19 protein-coding genes are annotated in these 18,061 nt (G+C 53.3%); 18 read left to right on the top strand and 1 reads right to left on the bottom strand.

Annotated elements, in window-relative coordinates:
* Window positions 1–4 precede the first annotated feature (4 nt).
* The 18 genes from ACZ5BW_RS10040 to ACZ5BW_RS09955 all read left to right on the top strand — a co-directional run bounded on the left by ACZ5BW_RS10040 (window position 5) and on the right by ACZ5BW_RS09955 (window position 16,542).
* Entirely contained in the window at window positions 5–259 is a 255-nt protein-coding gene (locus ACZ5BW_RS10040; protein ID WP_464539495.1) for a hypothetical protein, read from the top strand.
* Window positions 240–1,133 carry a type IV pilus assembly protein FimV gene (locus ACZ5BW_RS10035; protein WP_464539493.1) on the top strand — a complete coding sequence of 298 codons (894 nt, stop codon included), beginning with the start codon at window positions 240–242 and terminating at the stop codon, window positions 1,131–1,133. The genes ACZ5BW_RS10040 and ACZ5BW_RS10035 overlap by 20 nt, the downstream gene beginning before the upstream one ends.
* Window positions 1,134–1,328: 195 nt before the next feature.
* Window positions 1,329–2,147, top strand: a complete 819-nt coding sequence (gene truA, locus ACZ5BW_RS10030) for a tRNA pseudouridine(38-40) synthase TruA (protein WP_464539491.1) — start codon at window positions 1,329–1,331, stop codon at window positions 2,145–2,147.
* Window positions 2,148–2,200: 53 nt separating this feature from the next.
* Complete coding sequence (locus tag ACZ5BW_RS10025) at window positions 2,201–2,827, top strand: phosphoribosylanthranilate isomerase (RefSeq protein WP_464539489.1); 627 nt, start codon at window positions 2,201–2,203, stop codon at window positions 2,825–2,827.
* A complete protein-coding gene (gene trpB / locus ACZ5BW_RS10020; RefSeq protein ID WP_464539487.1) occupies window positions 2,814–4,010 on the top strand; it encodes a tryptophan synthase subunit beta in 1,197 nt (398 codons plus the stop codon). The genes ACZ5BW_RS10025 and trpB overlap by 14 nt, the downstream gene beginning before the upstream one ends.
* Window positions 4,011–4,026: 16 nt before the next feature.
* Entirely contained in the window at window positions 4,027–4,866 is an 840-nt protein-coding gene (gene trpA, locus ACZ5BW_RS10015) for a tryptophan synthase subunit alpha (protein ID WP_464539485.1), read from the top strand.
* Window positions 4,863–5,732 carry an acetyl-CoA carboxylase, carboxyltransferase subunit beta gene (accD, locus tag ACZ5BW_RS10010; RefSeq protein WP_464539482.1) on the top strand — a complete coding sequence of 290 codons (870 nt, stop codon included), beginning with the start codon at window positions 4,863–4,865 and terminating at the stop codon, window positions 5,730–5,732. Before trpA ends, accD begins: the two co-directional genes overlap by 4 nt.
* 46 nt (window positions 5,733–5,778) lie before the next feature.
* Window positions 5,779–7,107 (top strand): bifunctional tetrahydrofolate synthase/dihydrofolate synthase, encoded by a 1,329-nt coding sequence (gene folC / locus ACZ5BW_RS10005; RefSeq protein ID WP_464539480.1) that lies wholly within the window; start codon window positions 5,779–5,781, stop codon window positions 7,105–7,107.
* A gap of 15 nt (window positions 7,108–7,122) precedes the next feature.
* Entirely contained in the window at window positions 7,123–7,893 is a 771-nt protein-coding gene (locus tag ACZ5BW_RS10000) for an SPOR domain-containing protein (protein WP_464539477.1), read from the top strand.
* Between the two features lie 46 nt (window positions 7,894–7,939).
* On the top strand, window positions 7,940–8,464 hold the full coding sequence (locus ACZ5BW_RS09995; protein ID WP_464539475.1) for a CvpA family protein: 525 nt from the start codon (window positions 7,940–7,942) through the stop codon (window positions 8,462–8,464).
* Window positions 8,465–8,555: 91 nt separating this feature from the next.
* Window positions 8,556–10,073 carry an amidophosphoribosyltransferase gene (gene purF / locus ACZ5BW_RS09990; RefSeq protein ID WP_464539472.1) on the top strand — a complete coding sequence of 506 codons (1,518 nt, stop codon included), beginning with the start codon at window positions 8,556–8,558 and terminating at the stop codon, window positions 10,071–10,073.
* A gap of 162 nt (window positions 10,074–10,235) precedes the next feature.
* On the top strand, window positions 10,236–11,414 hold the full coding sequence (locus ACZ5BW_RS09985) for an O-succinylhomoserine sulfhydrylase (protein WP_464539470.1): 1,179 nt from the start codon (window positions 10,236–10,238) through the stop codon (window positions 11,412–11,414).
* A gap of 412 nt (window positions 11,415–11,826) precedes the next feature.
* Window positions 11,827–12,477, top strand: coding sequence for a PAQR family membrane homeostasis protein TrhA (gene trhA / locus ACZ5BW_RS09980; protein WP_464539468.1), 651 nt, complete (start codon window positions 11,827–11,829; stop codon window positions 12,475–12,477).
* A gap of 231 nt (window positions 12,478–12,708) precedes the next feature.
* Complete coding sequence (locus ACZ5BW_RS09975) at window positions 12,709–12,912, top strand: cold-shock protein (protein ID WP_464539466.1); 204 nt, start codon at window positions 12,709–12,711, stop codon at window positions 12,910–12,912.
* A gap of 518 nt (window positions 12,913–13,430) precedes the next feature.
* Complete coding sequence (locus ACZ5BW_RS09970; RefSeq protein WP_464539464.1) at window positions 13,431–14,669, top strand: GAF domain-containing sensor histidine kinase; 1,239 nt, start codon at window positions 13,431–13,433, stop codon at window positions 14,667–14,669.
* A gap of 270 nt (window positions 14,670–14,939) precedes the next feature.
* Complete coding sequence (locus ACZ5BW_RS09965; protein ID WP_464539462.1) at window positions 14,940–15,371, top strand: SRPBCC family protein; 432 nt, start codon at window positions 14,940–14,942, stop codon at window positions 15,369–15,371.
* A 130-nt stretch (window positions 15,372–15,501) separates the two neighbouring features.
* Entirely contained in the window at window positions 15,502–15,984 is a 483-nt protein-coding gene (gene traD, locus ACZ5BW_RS09960; RefSeq protein ID WP_464539460.1) for a conjugal transfer protein TraD, read from the top strand.
* A 231-nt stretch (window positions 15,985–16,215) separates the two neighbouring features.
* On the top strand, window positions 16,216–16,542 hold the full coding sequence (locus ACZ5BW_RS09955) for an NAD-dependent epimerase/dehydratase family protein (protein ID WP_464539458.1): 327 nt from the start codon (window positions 16,216–16,218) through the stop codon (window positions 16,540–16,542).
* A gap of 437 nt (window positions 16,543–16,979) precedes the next feature.
* On the opposite strand, the gene ACZ5BW_RS09950 is transcribed toward ACZ5BW_RS09955, so the two are convergent.
* On the bottom strand, window positions 16,980–17,822 hold the full coding sequence (locus tag ACZ5BW_RS09950; protein WP_464574222.1) for a fatty acid desaturase family protein: 843 nt from the start codon (window positions 17,820–17,822) through the stop codon (window positions 16,980–16,982).
* Window positions 17,823–18,061 lie beyond the last annotated feature (239 nt).

The raw sequence follows: 18,061 nt of genomic DNA, 5'->3' as shown, positions 1-18,061 counted from the left end.
CACGGTGGACCAAGACATCGTGCTGCCTGATTTCCATCTTCTGGAGCTTCCCCTGCGCCTTTTCGAGAGTCATTTTTCCGCAGTCGCCCGATTGAAGATTGCCTATCGTTCGATGGCAACCCGCTTTCTTCGTGAACGAAACCCGGCTGCGCGTCTTGCATGCCTGCGGCCAATGTCTGATCGGGCTCCCGATCTTCGTCAAGGGATAGGGCATTATTCCTCCCTGAGAGTATACTGCCGTGCAGAAGTCGAGGTTTAAGTGCAGCCTGTTTTTTTCATTTCTGGCTGCCGTGATATCGGTGGAAGCCAGTCACGCAGCAGGTCTGGGAAGGCTCACTGTCAATTCTGTGCAAGGGCAGCCGTTCAAGGCAGAAATCGATCTGGTGACGGTAACAACAGAAGAGAAATCTTCCCTGAATGCCCACCTTGCATCACATGATGTCTTCCGCAAGGTAAATGTCGATTATTCTCCGCTTTTATCCACGTTTAAAACCACTATTGAAATCCATCCAGATGGTCAGCCTTATATCCGGATTGTTTCTCCGCAACCCGTTGACGAACCGTTCCTGAATATCCTGATTGAGCTGAACTGGGCATCGGGGCGTTTGTTGCGTGAATATACAGCCTTGCTACCCCTTGCCGAAACGGGCGCATCGTCCCGGGAAAATGAGTCAGCTCAGCCGGCATCGCATTGCTATCCCCGGATTGACTCCGCAGATGGTAAAACAGATCCAGCTATAGTGCACGATAGTGTCCCGTCAGGACAAGCCAGACTCCTTCCGGGAGCAGCTGCGTCAAACCCGTCCTATCGGACCTATGGTCCCGTAAAATCAGGCGATACCCTGTCAGGAATCGCAAAAAATATCGCGCTTCCTCCTGAAGCAAGCTTCAATCAGGTGCTGGTTGCACTGTTTCGCGCAAACCGCGAGGCATTTTCTGGCAACAACATGCATCAACTCAAGGCAGGGCTCGTCCTGAGAATACCTGATAACAGTGAAATCAATACGGTACCCATAGCGGAAGCCGATCAGGAAGTGAGGATGCATACTGCTGAATGGCGCAAAAAACGATCTTCCAAAACAGAAGAAAGGGAGAAAGAATGGGGACCATTGCCGTGGGCACTCGTTCTGTAGCAGGAAAGCGTAAGATCCCTGCAGGATATCTTGTGGGGAAGCGATGGTCGATGGCGGACTAGTCAATCAGCACCCCACTGTTGCGCTGGAAAGCGTCTGTTTATACGTCACTACTTCCGTTTCCCGAAACGTGTTTAAAAATTCCCTGGGAAGGTCCGGTACAGGTATCACCAAAATCACGATGGTGGCTTTACCGTGAGAATCGCAATGGTGCTGGAGTATGACGGCAGCAATTTCTGCGGCTGGCAAAGCCAGCCAGGGGGAAATACCGTGCAGGATGCTGTGGAAGCGGCCTTATCGGAAATTGCGGGCGAGCCCATTCGAGTAGTCACGGCAGGAAGAACTGACGCAGGAGTCCATGCTATCTACCAGGTGCTGCATTTCGATACTCGGGCGGAGCGACCCATGAGTGCGTGGGTGCGGGGTGCAAATGCGTTGCTGCCCGACGGCATCGCCATGCTATGGGCATCCCGGACGGCAGATGATTTTCATGCCCGCTACTGTGCGATCGAGCGCTGCTACCTCTATCTGTTGCTGAACCATCCGGTGCGGCCGGGACTTCATCAGCACAGAGTCGGCTGGTTTCACCATCCGCTCCATCTCGAATCCATGCAAATGGCGGCTCAGATGCTGGTGGGCGAACACGATTTCAGCGCCTTTCGCGCTGCTGAATGCCAGGCCAAATCCCCCGTGCGCACCGTGACAAAACTGGAAGTTGCGCGAGTGGGAAACATTGTTGCGTTTGAGTTGCGCGCCAATGCATTTTTGCACCACATGGTACGTAATATCGTCGGTTGTCTGATCTATGTGGGTAAAGGTAAATTTCGTCCTGACTGGATAGGGAAACTGCTTGAAAACGGGAAGCGCAGCGAAGCTGCGCCGACTTTTTCCGCTTCCGGGTTATACTTGGCAGGGGTTGCCTATGATGCGAGGTGGAAGCTCCCGCCTTTTGTCGAACCCCCTCTTGCCGCAATAGTGCCGGGTACGAACAGGCCGGCTGTCGTCACATCATAGGCGACAAGTGACGGAAACCGGGTTTCGGCAACAAAACCGGAAGTCAGGGATATATGTCGATTCGAGTAAAAGTTTGCGGTATAACCCGAGTGGAAGATGCGCTTGCGGCAGTGCATCTCGGAGCGAATGCCGTGGGCTTTGTCTTCTGGGAGCAGAGCGCGCGTTATATTTCACCGGCTGGAGCTCGCGGAATCGTGTCCGCGTTGCCGCCATTCGTTACTTCAGTGGGTGTCTATGTCGACCCCGAGGCAGGTTGGGTGGACGAAAGCGTCTCGGTTGCTGGCCTGAACCTGCTGCAATTTCACGGCAGCGAAAGCCCCGAGTTCTGCCGGCAGTTTTCACTTCCCTATATAAAGGCGGTAAGAGTCAGAGCGGGGCTGGATTTGCTACAATACGCATCCCTTTATGCAGGAGCTATCGGTTTGCTGCTGGATACGTATGTGGAAGGCGAACCCGGGGGGACCGGAGAGGCGTTCGACTGGAACCTGATTCCGCGCAATCTGCCGCTGCCGCTGATTCTTTCGGGGGGATTACACGCAGGCAACATTACGAGCGCGATCCAGCAGGCGCGTCCTTGGGCAGTAGATGTGTCCAGTGGCGTGGAAGCCGCGAAGGGCATTAAGGATCCGGAAAAAATTGCAGCATTCATGCGAGGAGTTGGAATCAGTGAAAGTCTATGATCTTCCGGACAGTCATGGTCACTTTGGTCCGTACGGCGGCATCTTTGTCGCCGAAACGCTGATCTCGGCCCTGGAGGATTTGCGCATACAGTACGAGCGCTATCGCAGCGATGCTGACTTTCAGGCGGAATTCGCCCATGAACTCAAGTATTATGTGGGACGTCCGACTCCCATCTATCATGCCAAACGATGGTCGGCGCATCTGGGTGGCGCCCAGATCCTGCTCAAGCGCGAGGACCTGAACCATACGGGTGCACACAAGATCAATAATGCGATGGGACAGGCGCTACTGGCCAGGCGAATGGGCAAATCGCGGGTAATAGCCGAGACCGGCGCAGGCCAGCATGGTGTTGCCACGGCCACGGTCGCAGCGCGTTACGGGATGAAGTGTGTCATCTACATGGGATCGGTCGATGTGGAGCGCCAGGCCGCCAATGTTTACCGGATGAAGCTTCTGGGTGCGGATGTCATACCGGTCGAATCCGGTTCACGCACGCTGAAAGATGCCTTGAACGAGGCCATGCGCGACTGGGTGACCAATGTTGCAGATACTTTTTACATCATCGGTACTGTGGCCGGACCTCATCCCTATCCCATGATGGTACGTGATTTCCAGGCGATTATCGGGCGCGAGGCAATAATTCAGATGCAGGAGGATTATGGGCGGCAGCCCGATGCCCTGATCGCCTGCGTAGGTGGCGGCTCAAATGCCATTGGGCTTTTTTATCCCTATCTTGACAGCAGCACCCGGATGATCGGAGTGGAAGCGGCCGGACACGGAGTGGAGACGGATCAGCATGCCGCCACCCTGACGAAGGGACGGCCTGGCGTGTTGCACGGCAATCGTACTTACCTCATCCAGGACGAGAATGGACAGATCGTTGAAACACATTCCATTTCGGCAGGCCTGGATTATCCTGGCGTAGGGCCGGAGCATGCCTGGCTCAAGGACAGCGGCCGTGCTGAATATATCGGGATAACCGATGAGCAGGCTCTGGAAGCATTCCATGCACTGTGCCATTATGAAGGGATCATTCCCGCGCTCGAATCCAGCCATGCGCTGGCTTATGCAGCCCGGCTCGCACCTGCGCTCACTCCCGATAAGCTGTTGCTGGTGAACCTGTCGGGGCGTGGCGACAAGGATATGTCTACCGTTGCGCGCGCTTCGCATATCACCTTCTAACCTGCAAAGTCCGTTCATGTCCCGTATTTCCACACTGTTTGGCAAGCTGCGCCAGAATCGGAGAAAGGCACTCATTCCTTTTATCACTGCTGGCGATCCCGAACCCGGAATGATGGTCCCACTGATGCATGAACTGGTGCAGGCTGGCGCCGACATCATCGAGCTGGGCGTTCCATTTTCTGATCCGATGGCGGATGGACCGACGATTCAGCGTTCTTCCGAGCGTGCGCTGAAGCATCGCGTTTCATTACAGGATGTGCTGGCAATGGTGGGAGAATTCAGGGAAAGTGATTCCAGCACGTCGGTTGTGCTGATGGGTTACGCCAATCCAGTCGAAGCGATGGGCTATGATGCATTCACGGCAAGGGCAAAAGCGTGCGGCGTAGATGGCGTGCTGATTGTGGATTATCCTCCGGAGGAATCGGTGGAGTGGGTGGAATGCCTGAAACGTCAGAATATCGCTCCCATTTTCCTGCTTTCTCCGACTACGCCACAGCAGCGCGTCGAGCGGGTGGCGTCCCTCGCGGAAGGATATGTGTACTACGTTTCGCTGAAAGGCGTTACCGGTTCGCTTCACCTCGACCTGCGGGATGTGGCGGAGAAACTCGACGGACTGCGTTCCCACATTTCCATTCCCATCGGAGTGGGTTTTGGCATACGTGACAGCGCAACTGCGCGGGCAGTGGCGGAGCTTGCCGATGCAGTGGTGGTGGGAAGCCGCATTATCGAAGAAATTGAAAGATCGCCCAAGGCGGAGGTGCTAACAAATGTCCATCGTCTGGTAAAAAGTCTGCGAATTGCAATAGACGCGGCAAGTCCTGCACCATCAGCCGCCGTTAAACTTACACACTTATGAGCTGGTTTCAGAAACTTCTCCCGCCCAAGATCAAGCGCAAGGAAAGCGGTGAAAAGAAAGCGGTGCCTGAGGGACTGTGGAGCAAGTGCGCCTCCTGTGAGGCAGTGCTTTACTATTCCGATCTGGGGAACAATCTCAACGTCTGTCCCAAGTGCGGTCATCACAACCGGATCTCCGCACGCGTGCGGCTCGACCTGTTTCTGGATCCGGAGAATCGGCGCGAAATCGGGATGGAAGTCCATTCGCTCGATCCCCTTAAATTCAAGGATAGCAAGCGGTACTCCGACAGGCTGGCGGAGGCGAAAAGAGAGACTGACGAAGATGACGCCCTGGTCGTGATGCAAGGCAGCGTCAAGACAGTTCCCGTCGTTGCCGCAGCATTCGAATTCGGTTTCATGGGTGGTTCGATGGGGTCCGTGGTCGGCGAACGCTTCATACGCGGTGTGCAAACGTGTGTCGACCGGCATCTGGCCTTTGTATGCTTCGCGGCGAGCGGCGGTGCGCGTATGCAGGAAGGTCTGCTGTCGCTCATGCAGATGGCTAAAACCACTGCCGTACTGACCCGACTGAGTCGCGAAGGACTTCCGTTTATTTCGGTCCTGACGGATCCTACCATGGGCGGTGTATCTGCCAGTTTTGCTTTCATTGGCGATGTAGTGATTGCTGAACCAGGCGCCCTGATCGGTTTTGCGGGACCGAGGGTGATCGAGCAGACAGTGCGGCAGACCCTGCCGGAAGGATTCCAGCGCTCCGAGTTCCTGCTGGAGCACGGAGCGATAGACATGATCGTCGATCGCCGGCGCATGCGCGACAAGGTCGCCAACTTGTGTACGTTGCTGATGCGCACTTCCTCTCCCGCATCCTGAGCATTTTCGTTCAACGCGTAATCACACTTACCGTGCCATCGCAGGCATGAGCACTTTCTCCTTTGCTTCTGCAACGTTGCCAGAGTGGCTGGACTACCTGGAACACATGCATCCCACAGCTATCGAAATGGGCCTGGAGCGGATACGGCGCGTTCAGGCGGAGCTGGGGTCCGAGCCTTCATTTTCCATCATTTCCGTTGCGGGCACCAACGGGAAGGGATCGACATGCATGATGCTGGAAGCCATTCTGAGTCATGCCGGATATCGCGTCGGATGCTATACCTCGCCCCACTTGCTGCGATATAACGAACGCGTGCGGATCAACCGGAGGGAAGCAGGCGACGATGAATTGTGCGAGGCTTTCCGTGCTGTCGAGTCGGCGCGGATGAATAGCGACGTGTCCCTGACTTATTTCGAGTTTGGCACATTGGCGGCCATGTACTTGTTCGGTCAGGCCGAAGTGGAAATCGCAATTCTGGAGGTGGGATTAGGTGGGCGGCTGGATGCGGTCAATGTATTCGACACCGATTGTGCGGTCCTTACCAGTGTGGATTTCGATCATATGGATTATCTGGGCAACACGCGTGAACAGATCGGATTTGAAAAGGCCGGAATTTTCAGGTCGGGGAAGGCGGCGATCTGTTCCGAACCGGATTTGCCTGTAAGCGTGCGCCGTCATGCGCAATCGATCGGCGCCAACCTCATGCATATCGGGGAGTACTTCGGTTATTCAACCGCTCCACAATCCTGGAGCTACTGGTGGAACGGCGAGAGCAGACACGCACTCCCTTATCCAGCCCTGCGCGGCGCCTGTCAGCTGAAAAACGCCAGTGCATGTCTCGCCGTGCTGGATTCCCTGAAAGATACCTTCCCGGTCACCCTGAGCGACATTCGCCATGGATTGCTGGAGGTGGTTTGGCCAGGACGGTTTCAGGTCTTGCCTGGGCGGCCGGTCACGGTGCTCGATGTTGCCCATAATCCAGGCGCAGCGCGAGCATTTGCTGCCAGCCTCGATAGTATGGAGCGTTATCCTCGAACGTATGCGGTATTCGCGATGCTCAGGGATAAGGATATCGCCGGCGTGGTTCGGGAGGTGAGGTCCAGAGTGGATGTCTGGTTGGTATCGGGCATTGACGCTCCAAGAGGCGCGACAGTGGACGAAGTCGCCGCGCAGGTTGCCCAGGCGCTGCAAATCGCTGAACCGGGCGCGGGGAATGCAGGTGAAGTCGCCGTGCATACCATCCGCAAGTTCCGCAATCCATCCGAGGCATATGCCTACGCCTGTGAGCAGGCAGCCAGAAATGATAGAATTTGTGTTTTCGGCTCATTCCATACCGTGGCTAAAGTGTTAAAGAATATGGTTGAGCGCAGGTAGACTTCCCGATATTTAATGGCAAAGACCATCAGCGAAGAAGAGATTCAGCTAAGAAAGCGCGCCAGACGACGTCTGGTCGGCGCAATCGTCCTGGCAACCGCGGCAGTGGTGGTATTGCCGATGATCCTCGACAGCAAGCCTGACCGGCGCGGCCATGAAATCGACATACACATCCCGCCTGAGGATTCAGTGGAAGAGCTTGCCGCCGAATCTGTTTCCCCGGCAAATACGCCTCCCGCAACCGCTTCATCCATGCCTCAGGCTGAGGGTGGGCCGGGGCAGGCAGGTGCGGCATCCGGTAAGAATATAACGGCTGTACCTCCTCGTGAGACGCCTGCCTCCATCAATGAAAAGACCAGTGCAAGCCCTGCGCCGGCTGCTCCGCGGAATGAAACGGCGGCTACAAACACTGCTCCCACCGCTTCCCGAGGGGAAACAGTCAGTAAAAACGCCGCGCCTGCTGCTCCGCGGAATGAAACGACGGCTACAAACACTGCTCCCGCCACTTCCCGAGCGGAAACGGCCAGTAAAAACGCCGCGCCGGCTGCTTCGCGGGAAGCATCATTTGTGGTGCAGTTAGGCGCTTTTTCTACGCCAGCAAAAGCGGCCCGTCAATCGGAAAAGGTCGCTTCACAGAATTTCTCCGCCTATACTGAAATCGTGAAATCCGGCAAGGAAGAAGTAACCCGCGTGCGCGTCGGTCCTTTCGCGACGCGTGAGGAGGCTGAGAAAACACGGGAAAAACTGAAGAACCTGGGATTCGAAGGTGTGGTTACAGAAAAGTAGGTGAGGATCATGAAACCCTTTACACAAGGCTACCTCTCATTCTGCCATGTTTACTGCTGATCTGACTGGCTTCGATTACGCTGTCCTGGCGATACTGATTGTGTCAATCCTGCTCAGCGTATCGCGCGGCGTCGTGCGAGAAATATTGTCCCTGGTCAGCTGGATAGTCGCATTCATGGTGGCGAATTCTTTGGCCGCAGGATTCGCGCCCATGGTGCCTTCAGCTATTGGCGGAGAATCACTGCGCATCCTGCTGGCTTTCATTGCATTATTCCTGACAACCCTGGTAGCGATGGGTCTCGTGACCATGCTGATTTCAGCTTTGGTCCAGACGGTAGGATTGGGTTTCACCGACAGATTTTTCGGCTCCCTGTTCGGTTTTATCCGCGGGTTGGTAGTGGTGTTGGTAATCGTGCTGGCCGCAGGTCTTACCGCGGTGCCGCAGGAGCCCTTCTGGCGAAAAGCGGTACTGAGCAAGCACCTGGAGGCTGCAGCAATGGTGGTGCTGCCGTGGTTGCCGCAGGATTTGTCCAGGCGTATCCACTATGCGGAACTGAAGCGCAAGCAATAGGACAGTAAACCGGATGCACCGGATTCCACTCAATGAACTCGTGCAACTTTTCATCTAGCGTCGATCTAAGTCATTTTTGCGGAGTGCATTCATGTGTGGAATTCTGGGTTTAGTTTCGCATGCTCCCGTAAACCAGTTACTCTACGACGGGTTGCTGGTGCTGCAGCATCGCGGGCAGGATGCGGCCGGAATTGTTACCGCCCAGGGAAATACCTTCCACATGCACAAGAACAGCGGCCTGGTGCGCGACGTGTTTCGCACGCGGAATATGCGCGCCTTGCTCGGGAATATAGGGATCGGCCAGGTGCGTTATCCCACCGCCGGTTCCGCCGAGTCTGCTGCAGAGGCACAGCCGTTTTATGTCAACTCGCCATTCGGAATCGTACTCGGGCATAACGGCAATCTGACCAATTCCGCACAGCTCAAGGACGAGCTGTTCCGCGAGGATTTGCGGCACGTCAATACCAATTCGGATTCGGAAGTGCTCCTTAATGTACTGGCACACGAGTTGCAGAGGAGCACGAAAAACCACCAGCTCGATCCCGCCGCTATTTTTGCCGCCGTATCCGGCGTGCACGAGCGTTGCAAAGGCGCTTACGCCGTCATAGCAATGATTGCAGGTTACGGATTGCTCGCGTTCCGCGATCCTTATGGTATTCGTCCCCTTGTGTTCGGGTGCGCGGAAACCGAGCATGGGACGGAATATCTGGTGGCGTCCGAGAGTGTGGCGCTCGATACCCTGGGATTCAAGCTGGTGAGGGATGTTGCGCCAGGCGAGGCAATTTTTATTGATGACAGCGGCAATTTTTACAATAAGCAGTGCGCACCCAACCCCTCGCACAATCCCTGCATCTTCGAGTATGTCTATCTCGCACGCCCGGATTCAGTCATAGACGGAATTTCAGTCTATGAAACCCGGCTCAACATGGGAGAGAGTCTGGCCGATAAAGTCAAAGCCACGATGAGCCATCTCGATATCGATGTGGTCATTCCGATTCCCGATTCCAGCCGTCCCAGTGCCTTGCAGCTTGCCAATCGCCTGGGCATAAGTTTTCGTGAAGGTTTCGTAAAAAACCGCTACATCGGGCGAACCTTTATCATGCCGGGCCAGCAGTTGCGCCGTAAATCGGTCCGCCAGAAGCTCAATGCCATGGGCGTGGAATTTCGCGGAAAAAATGTGTTGCTGGTCGATGATTCGATCGTACGCGGCACTACCAGCCGCGAAATCGTCCAGATGGCGAAGGAAGCCGGCGCGAACAAGGTATTTTTTGCTTCTGCTGCACCCCCCGTGCGGTTTCCCAACGTTTATGGCATCGATATGCCTACGCGTCACGAACTCATTGCCACGGGGCGGGATGACGAGGAAATATGCCGGGAAATTGGCGCCGATCATCTGGTGTATCAGGAGCTCGATTCTCTCATTAAAGATGTGCGCCGCGTCAATCCGTCGATCTCGCAGTATGAGACCTCGTGTTTCGACGGACGCTACATTACCGGGGATGTAACGCCGGAATACCTGGCCGTTCTGGAGGCGCAACGCAGTGGCGCTCCTCTCACGGAGAGACGTTCCAGCACGCAACTCGACCTGAACCTGGTGGCAGCGAATTGATGAAGGTTTGACAAAAGCAGGTACCGAGCGTACCTTCACGGTAGGCGCCGATTTGATCTTCAGCTTGCGGGCGCAGTATAAATTCAGCTAAAGCGGGAAAACCCGTTTTTGGCGAACGCTGAACGGGTTTTTTATTTGGGGAATTTGAGGGAGATATCTGGCATGTCTGACGATTTCGAGCTGGAAACACTGGCACTGCATACGGGCATACATCGCAGTCAATTCAATGAGCACTCGGAAGCTTTATTCCTTACTTCGAGTTTTGTCTTCGACAGCGCCGCGCAGGCCGCAGCACGCTTTTCCGATGCGGAACCGGGTAATATCTATTCGCGCTTTACCAACCCCACGGTTACCGCTTTTCAGGAAAGGCTGGCCGCCCTGGAGGGGGCGGAAGCCTGTGTGGCAACCTCCTCCGGCATGTCAGCCATTCTAGCCTGCACCATGGGACTTCTCCGTGCGGGGGACCATATCGTGGCTTCCCGCAGCCTGTTCGGTGCGACTGTCAGCCTGTTCAACAATATCCTCAAGCGCTTCAACATCGAAACGACGTTTGTTTCCGCTACGGATGTTTCCGCCTGGGAAGCAGCGGTAAGACCTGCCACCAGGCTGCTGTTCATGGAAACGCCCTCCAATCCGTTGACCGAGATTTCCGACATTGCCGCACTGGCTGCTGTAGCAAAAAAAGCGGGCGTCTGGCTCGCCGTGGACAATTGCTTCTGCTCTCCCGCGCTGCAACGTCCGCTGGAATTGGGAGCAGACCTCGTGATTCACTCTGCGACCAAATATCTTGAGGGCCAGGGCCGGGTGTTGGGTGGCGCGGTGCTGGGCAAGCGCGATCTCGTGATGGACGGGGGAATATTCGGTTTTCTTCGCACTGCCGGGCCGAGCCTGAGCCCGTTCAATGCCTGGGTAATCCTGAAGGGAATGGAAACACTGAACCTTCGGATGGAAAGGCATTCCGAAAATGCCCTGGAAATTGCGCGTTGGCTGGAAGCGCAGCCTGGCGTAGCCAAAGTCCATTATCCCGGCTTGCCATCGCATCCGCAGTATGAGCTTGCCAGTCGTCAGCAGAAAACCGGGGGCGGAATCGTTTCATTCGAATTGAAGAAGGGAAGAGAAGCGGCATGGAGGGTGGTGGATTCCGTTCGCATGATTTCCATCACCGCCAACCTGGGGGATGCCAAGAGCACTCTTACCCATCCTGCCACCACCACGCATGGGCGGATCAGCCAGGAAAGCCGTGATGCAGCAGGCATTACCGAGGGCCTGCTGCGCATTGCAGTGGGACTTGAAGCGGTAAAAGACATAAAAGCCGATCTGGCAAGGGGTTTGACTCGGTAGATGATAGAGCTTCGTGGAGGATGTTGCTGAGGTTGGGAGAAAATCTGGCTCCGATTCCGGTTCCTGCTTGTCACGGCCACGCCAGTCGCCAGGAATGGCTCGTCGGCTGGTTCACTTTCTTTCCAGTTCTGTCAGTTCCTGGAAGCAGAAGTTGTCTTTCATTCCTTTGGCATGGGCTTGCAGTTATAATTATTCCGGCCTATAAAGAGTTTCTGGATATCTCCGAGGATCTTTATCACCGGAAACGGGGCGAATATTGCCAAAAGGTACCGGAATGGCTGGTGAGGCCAATATAGCCGCGAACAAGACTTTACAATCATCGCAAGACCCGATCGAAAGATAGTCCGACATTTAAGGTGAGTTATTAGAGAGACAACAAGATCAATCTCAGCAACATGTGCGAGTTCTAATCATGACACTTGCCCGGCTAAGGCGTGAGCAATCGCAAGGGGAAGAAATTGCGAACAGCATTAGCCATGGCATTGGTTTCGTCGCGGCACTGATCGGAACTCCCTTTCTCATCATGCAGGCAGCACGCCAGGGAAACGTCGGATTTGTCATTGGTGCAAGCCTCTTCTCCGCGACGACCATATTTCTTTACCTTGCTTCTACCCTCTACCATGCGTTGCCCACAGGCAAGACCAAGCGCATGTTTCGGGTCCTTGAGCATTCCGCAATCTTTCTTCTTATCGCCGGTACATATACGCCGTTTACGCTAGGAGTACTTCACGGCGTATGGGGCTGGATTCTTCTTTCAGCTATATGGGTTCTTGCTGCAGCCGGTGTGGTGCTGAAGGTGTTCTATAGAGCCTCCTTACCCATTCTATCCACCGGTCTCTATCTGTTCATGGGGTGGATGGTTGTGATTGCCGTGGATCCATTGGTTGCCAAAGTGCCCGCACCTGGCTTGCTTTGGTTGATTGCGGGAGGTTTGTCCTACACCATCGGGGTGATTTTTTTTGCTATGGATTCCCGCTTGCAGTATGCTCATCTAATTTGGCACCTCTTTGTTCTGGCAGGCACCACATGCCATTACTTCGCCGTGCTCTGGTATGCTGCCTAACCTTCCCCTCTCCTTCTACCACCCACCTGTAGCTCGAACGTATTAATGTCTTGTTACTAAAAAAATGTGGCAAGTTGTTGTGAAATATATTTTGAACTTCTTCAGATAGCGCGTATCCTACTAAAGTCTTTTGGATTCAAGCCGTAAAACGATACCTTTGGTTGACCCTTTCCCTTGATATTCAACGGCCACCTACAGGTCGCTGTAGGGTGAACTTATTAAGGAAATAACATGGCAACAGGTATTGTAAAATGGTTTAACGACAGCAAAGGTTTTGGCTTTATTACCCCAGATGACGGAGGAAATGATTTGTTCGCTCACTACTCTGCGATTACAGGTGGTGGCTTCAAATCGTTGCACGAGGCCCAGCGGGTCACTTTCGATGTGACAACTGGCCCTAAGGGTCAACAGGCATCGAATATCAAGCCCGACTAAAATCAGTAAAAGCAAACCAAAATTCCTCATTGGAAGTTTGGTTTGAGAATTGATACAGTTCCAAGCGGGGGGAGCCTGCGTGCAGATTCTTTATCCCCCCGACCTCCATATTATTTACAGTTAGTTATCCTGCTGCGGCACTTCGTCTGGAGTGAATTGAGGCTTGATGCGCCATAAACCAGCCATCCGCATTCTTCTGCTGCGCACCCAGTAAAATGTGGATATGACGTTCCGTTTCGGCTCCAGCTAGGTATGAATCGAACCGAATAAAAGCCCACACTCAACGGGCAGCAGAAAGAACACCTTCTGAAGCTTTTCAGGAAACTCCCATTACCGGCAGGCGTGCTATGCTCAAACTCGGACCACCGGAGTGATTCTGCCGATAAAAAAAGCCTTACTTCACAGGCTGAGCAGTTGTTCCCAATCGTTCCCGCGCTCTGTCTGCTTTGTCTGTTCCGTCATAAAGTGACAAATACCAAAAATAAAGTGACGAATACCAAAAATTAATCGGTTGATATATGCCAGCGAATGAAACAGAGCGAACGCTCGTGTTGAAGCAATACGAGATATTGTTACCCACCCCAGACCGAACCCTAGATCGAATTACCGCACTCGCAGCACGCCTGTTTGACGCTCCGGTTGCAGTAATCGGCATTGTCTATAGCGATCATATCCGGCTTGTATCCAGCTGTGGCCTTGAAACCACCGAAATTGGGTTTGCTCCGGAATATCCGGCAATCACTATGCTACGTGACGCTCCCTATATTGTTGCAAATACGAAGATTGATACCAGCCCGCTTACAAAAACGCTTGTAACTGAGGTGGCAGGTATAGGGTTCTATGCGGGAGCGCCCTTGATTACAGTCGGAGGTTTTAATCTGGGATCGTTATGGATTATCGATCGAAAGCCTCGGGTATTGAATGAGAAAGAATTTGCCAGCTTGCAGGATTTAGCCTATCTCATAATGGATCGGTTGGAATCAAGCCTAAACTTGAGCCAAATACTGACCCAGATAATCCGGAACAAAGATGCCACGAGAAAAGCCAGCTTGGAGCAATCGGAAATTATTTCAAGTATGGGCCACGAATTACGAACGCCGCTAAATACCATACTCGGATTTGCTCAACTTATGGAAATGGATAATCCACCCCCAACGCCATCTCAAAAGTCAAATATCGAATATATTCTTGAATCGGGGTGGTATCTATTGAGTCTGGTTAATCAAATCCTCCATTCGGCGGCGATTGAATCGGGGAAGTTATCCCTGTCGCAAAGGTCATTATCGCTGTTCACCATATTAGAAGAGTGCCAAACGATGATTAAATCCCAGGCACAGAAAAAGAACATCCGATTGAATTTCCCCCGATATGAACATACGTTTCCCGTGCATGTGCTGGCTGATGAAACCAAACTGAAGCAGGTTCTAATCAATCTTCTCACCAATGCGATCAAATATAACTGGGAAGCGGGAGATGTAACCGTTGAGTATTCTCAAATTGACTCTGGGATGACTCGTATCAGCATTCATGACACCGGTTTTGGATTGAACCAAGATCAGCTCGACAAATTGTTTCAGCCATTCAATCGCCTTGGCCGTGAAACCGGCTCTGAGGAAGGCACTGGCATCGGGTTGGTCGTTACTAAAAAACTGATTGAGCTTATGGGAGGAGAGATCGGCGTGGAAAGTGTTGTTTCAGCCGGCAGTACATTCTGGGTTGATCTACCATCAGCCGAGCCCCCCTTGAATCAAAAATAGTAATAGTGGGGCAACGAACAGATTATAGGAGGATGTTCCGGTAACTTGAGTGGTTTTATGAAATCATCACGGTTTGAAGAAACGAACAGGTTTTAATAATCCTCACTCCGTGCCCGCGACAGGCTCAAGGTCAAAGGCTGATTTCCAAGTCCCTGGGTTACCTTTCGCTCAAGGAATCACTCTTTTAAAAAGTATATCCATATGTTCAGTTTGCGATCGATATTTGATTCGAAACCGGTTCAACCGGTAGCTTCCAAAGCAAGTATTCTTATGAAGGGTTCGACTGAGCAGGTATTCCGCTATCTGGGCGATAATTTCTTTGAGAATTATCCAAAATGGTCCCCCGAAGTTAAAGAGCTTAAGCAAATCGGAGATCAGCCAATGGGACCAGGAGTTACCGCAAGGCAAGTGCGTGTTGATGGTGGACACCGATCTGAATCCAAATTCAGAATTACGCTTTATGAACCCAACCGATCCCTGGCTTTTGCAGGTATTTCTGAGTCTTTTCACTGTATGTACGAAATACAGGATGAAGGTAGAGAAGGTTTGGTCAAAGTGATATTTACCTTCGAGTTGTTAGAAATGAAAGTATTTATGCGACCCTTTGAACGACTAATACGCATTGCGGCTCAGCATGGAGCTGAGCGAACGGTACGTAATATAAAAAATCTGATCGAGGTTGACGCTGGCAGTGGCAGCTGACATATAGGACCTATACAATTCCACCAACACTTGGACGGGAAAAATTGCCTGAGGGATAAGTCGCACAGCAGACGCATTTTTGCGTTGTTACTTTACATCCCTTGAAGCAGCTAATGGGAGCTATCAATCGATGAACCAGGAGGTACTCATGTTGCACGACAAATGGCTTACTGCCAGACTGGCGTATCTACGTGGCCTCGAAGCACCAAGCGAACAACAACAACAGCTCCTCTTGTTGGCGGACAAGCTCAAGCGCACTGACACTGACGCGCGTATCCTTACCGCGTTAATTAAAGCGGAGGCGGCGGCCGAGCGGGCACAAAGGGCAAAGGCGGAAGCCGTGCGCCTTGCGGTAAGGGACGAGGAAGCCGTACGTATTTTGGAAGCGATCGATAGGGAGGCGACCTCCAGAGAGCGTGACCAGGAGCTGCACAATGCTGCCGAGCTGCTCATTCTGGCAGGTCTCGTCGATCCGGCAACCCGTGCTCCGGCATTCGATCGGGGGGAGCTATTGGGAGCTCTACTCGGACTGGCAAATGTGCCGGCAGAGGATCCTAGAAGACGCGAGTGGAAACGTGCCGGAGATGCATTGCTCGCTGAGAAAACAAAATAAGAATGCTATCCTGTCCAAAAATTGATAATATCATTACCATTCATAGAGTTATAGCTGCTGTGCAATAGCAGACGATAGGATAAGGTATTAAGCTTTGTCCCCAGCATAAAAATAAAAGCTGCTATGTCTGAAACCGCACGGTGACAGGCTTAAATTAAATCCAGTATTACATCTTCCCAACCAAGCATCGAGCCCCAAGCATCAGCTTCCACTCGCTTCGACCCCACCGCTGTGGTAAATCATTTACCACTTGAATGTATTGAACTTGTACAAGCAGATATTCGTGACTTAGGGGCAATGCGTAACGCGGTGCGCGGCTGCGAGCGCGTCTATCACTTGGCTGCCGACCCAAATCTGTGGCGCCGCGATCGCCGTGAGTTTGACGAGATCAATCACATTGGCACTCTTAACGTCATGCGTGCAGCGCTCGACAGCGGAGTTAGTCGAGCGCTGTATGTAAGCACCGAAAGTATTCTTACATCGGATCAATCCAACAGTGGAGCGGTTGAATCTGTTCTCCGTGTCGCCGGGAAGCCTTGCTGCCCCATCGCCGCATAAGAACCCAATCGCCCAGTAAGTCAAGAACCAGCTCAACCTCATGCCAACGCTGCGCTGTTTCCCAGCGTGCACGCGCAACCATTCGTTAACACTTCTTTGAGTGAGAGAAGATTTGATAGCCCCTGCTCAACTGTCGTCAGGAATTGGCACTCCATGCGGCAAGTCTTTTCACTTGCGCAACTAGCAATCTCCCGAGCCCTCTGTATCCGGCAATCAGGAATAGGGATTAGGATTACGCACGATCTGGGGCTACCACACGCCGAAGGAGGCGGAAGAGAAGAAGTGGGTCGTGGATATGCACGGGTAGAAAGAAATGCTGGCAGAACGCCCCGGTAGACAGTGGCACAGTCCGTGGGGGTAAATTCATGTTCAGCGCTTTCTCGCAACAGCGTGTGACCGATTAAACCCTACACTCGTGAATTCGAGTGAAGTCTGTCTTAAGCTTGAATGCCACGCAACCATGCCTCAACTGTTGCCATTTCCACCCGCCTGCCACCATCGAGCGTAACAAGTATCCGCGGACCATCGTACACCCGCGGGGTGCGGAAGAGGACGCGAAGCGCGAGCCAGTGTGGCGGAGCCAGGTAACGGTCGGCAGCGTGGCGGCGTAGGCTCTGCTGTACCAGGGGGTAGTAGTGGCTGCACATGTTGGGGAAAAGATGGTGTTCGACGTGATGGCTGAAGTGAAAGTGTAGCCTATCGATCGGCTTTGGCGTCGTGACACTCATAGTTGTGCCGAGAGTGTCGCGCTCGTGGGTGAGCGGACGCATCAGATGGTTAGTCACGATGTAAGACATAACGACAAAATTTGCGATGAGCATCGGCAGCAGCACAACCAATACAGCGCCTCTGGGCCCGCTTTCCACGCAGACCAGTAGCCAGAATGCTGCCAGGACTGCACTGTCAAGCATAGCTCGCCAGCGTTTGAGCTGCTTAAAATCCGCCCGCCCTCTTGATTTCAGCCAGAGCACTCCTTGGACTTGAAGAGTGAAGAACAGAAAGAGATATGTCGCGCTCAGCCAGTGGCCTGAACCCGGGGCAAATTTCAGCCACAGAACATCCGCACGAGTCGGCTGGCCGAGTTTGTAGTCACTCATGGTACCGAAGTTATCAGGATCGTGACCCTCCATATTCGCGTAGGGATGATGGACTTGCTGGTGCCAGACCCGCCACAAGTGGGGTGACAGACAAAAGATCGCAAACGCGGGATAGAGCAACCAGTCTTGCAGACGTTGCGAGCGGACTGTAGCACCGTGGGCGATCTCGTGCCCGAGAAACATCAGGCTTCCATATAAACTACCCAGGAACAAAGAACCGATGACGGCGAGGTACCATGGCAGCGGGATTCGAACCAAAGTTATGCTGCACAAGACGATGAGTCCAGCGAGCGGAAACACGAATAAGGCTCGCCAGGGTCGATTAGTGAACGCATCCGCAGGCAAGTCAGCCCGAATCTTACTTTTAAGGATTTGATCAGCTTTCACGTTCCCCCCATAATTGCTAGTACAGCAGAGGACGT

The sequence above is a fragment of the Nitrosospira sp. TNL300 genome (genome assembly GCF_055385915.1).
The sequence above is the reverse complement of the archived record's forward strand: the minus strand, read 5'-3'. Positions and strand labels throughout refer to the sequence as shown.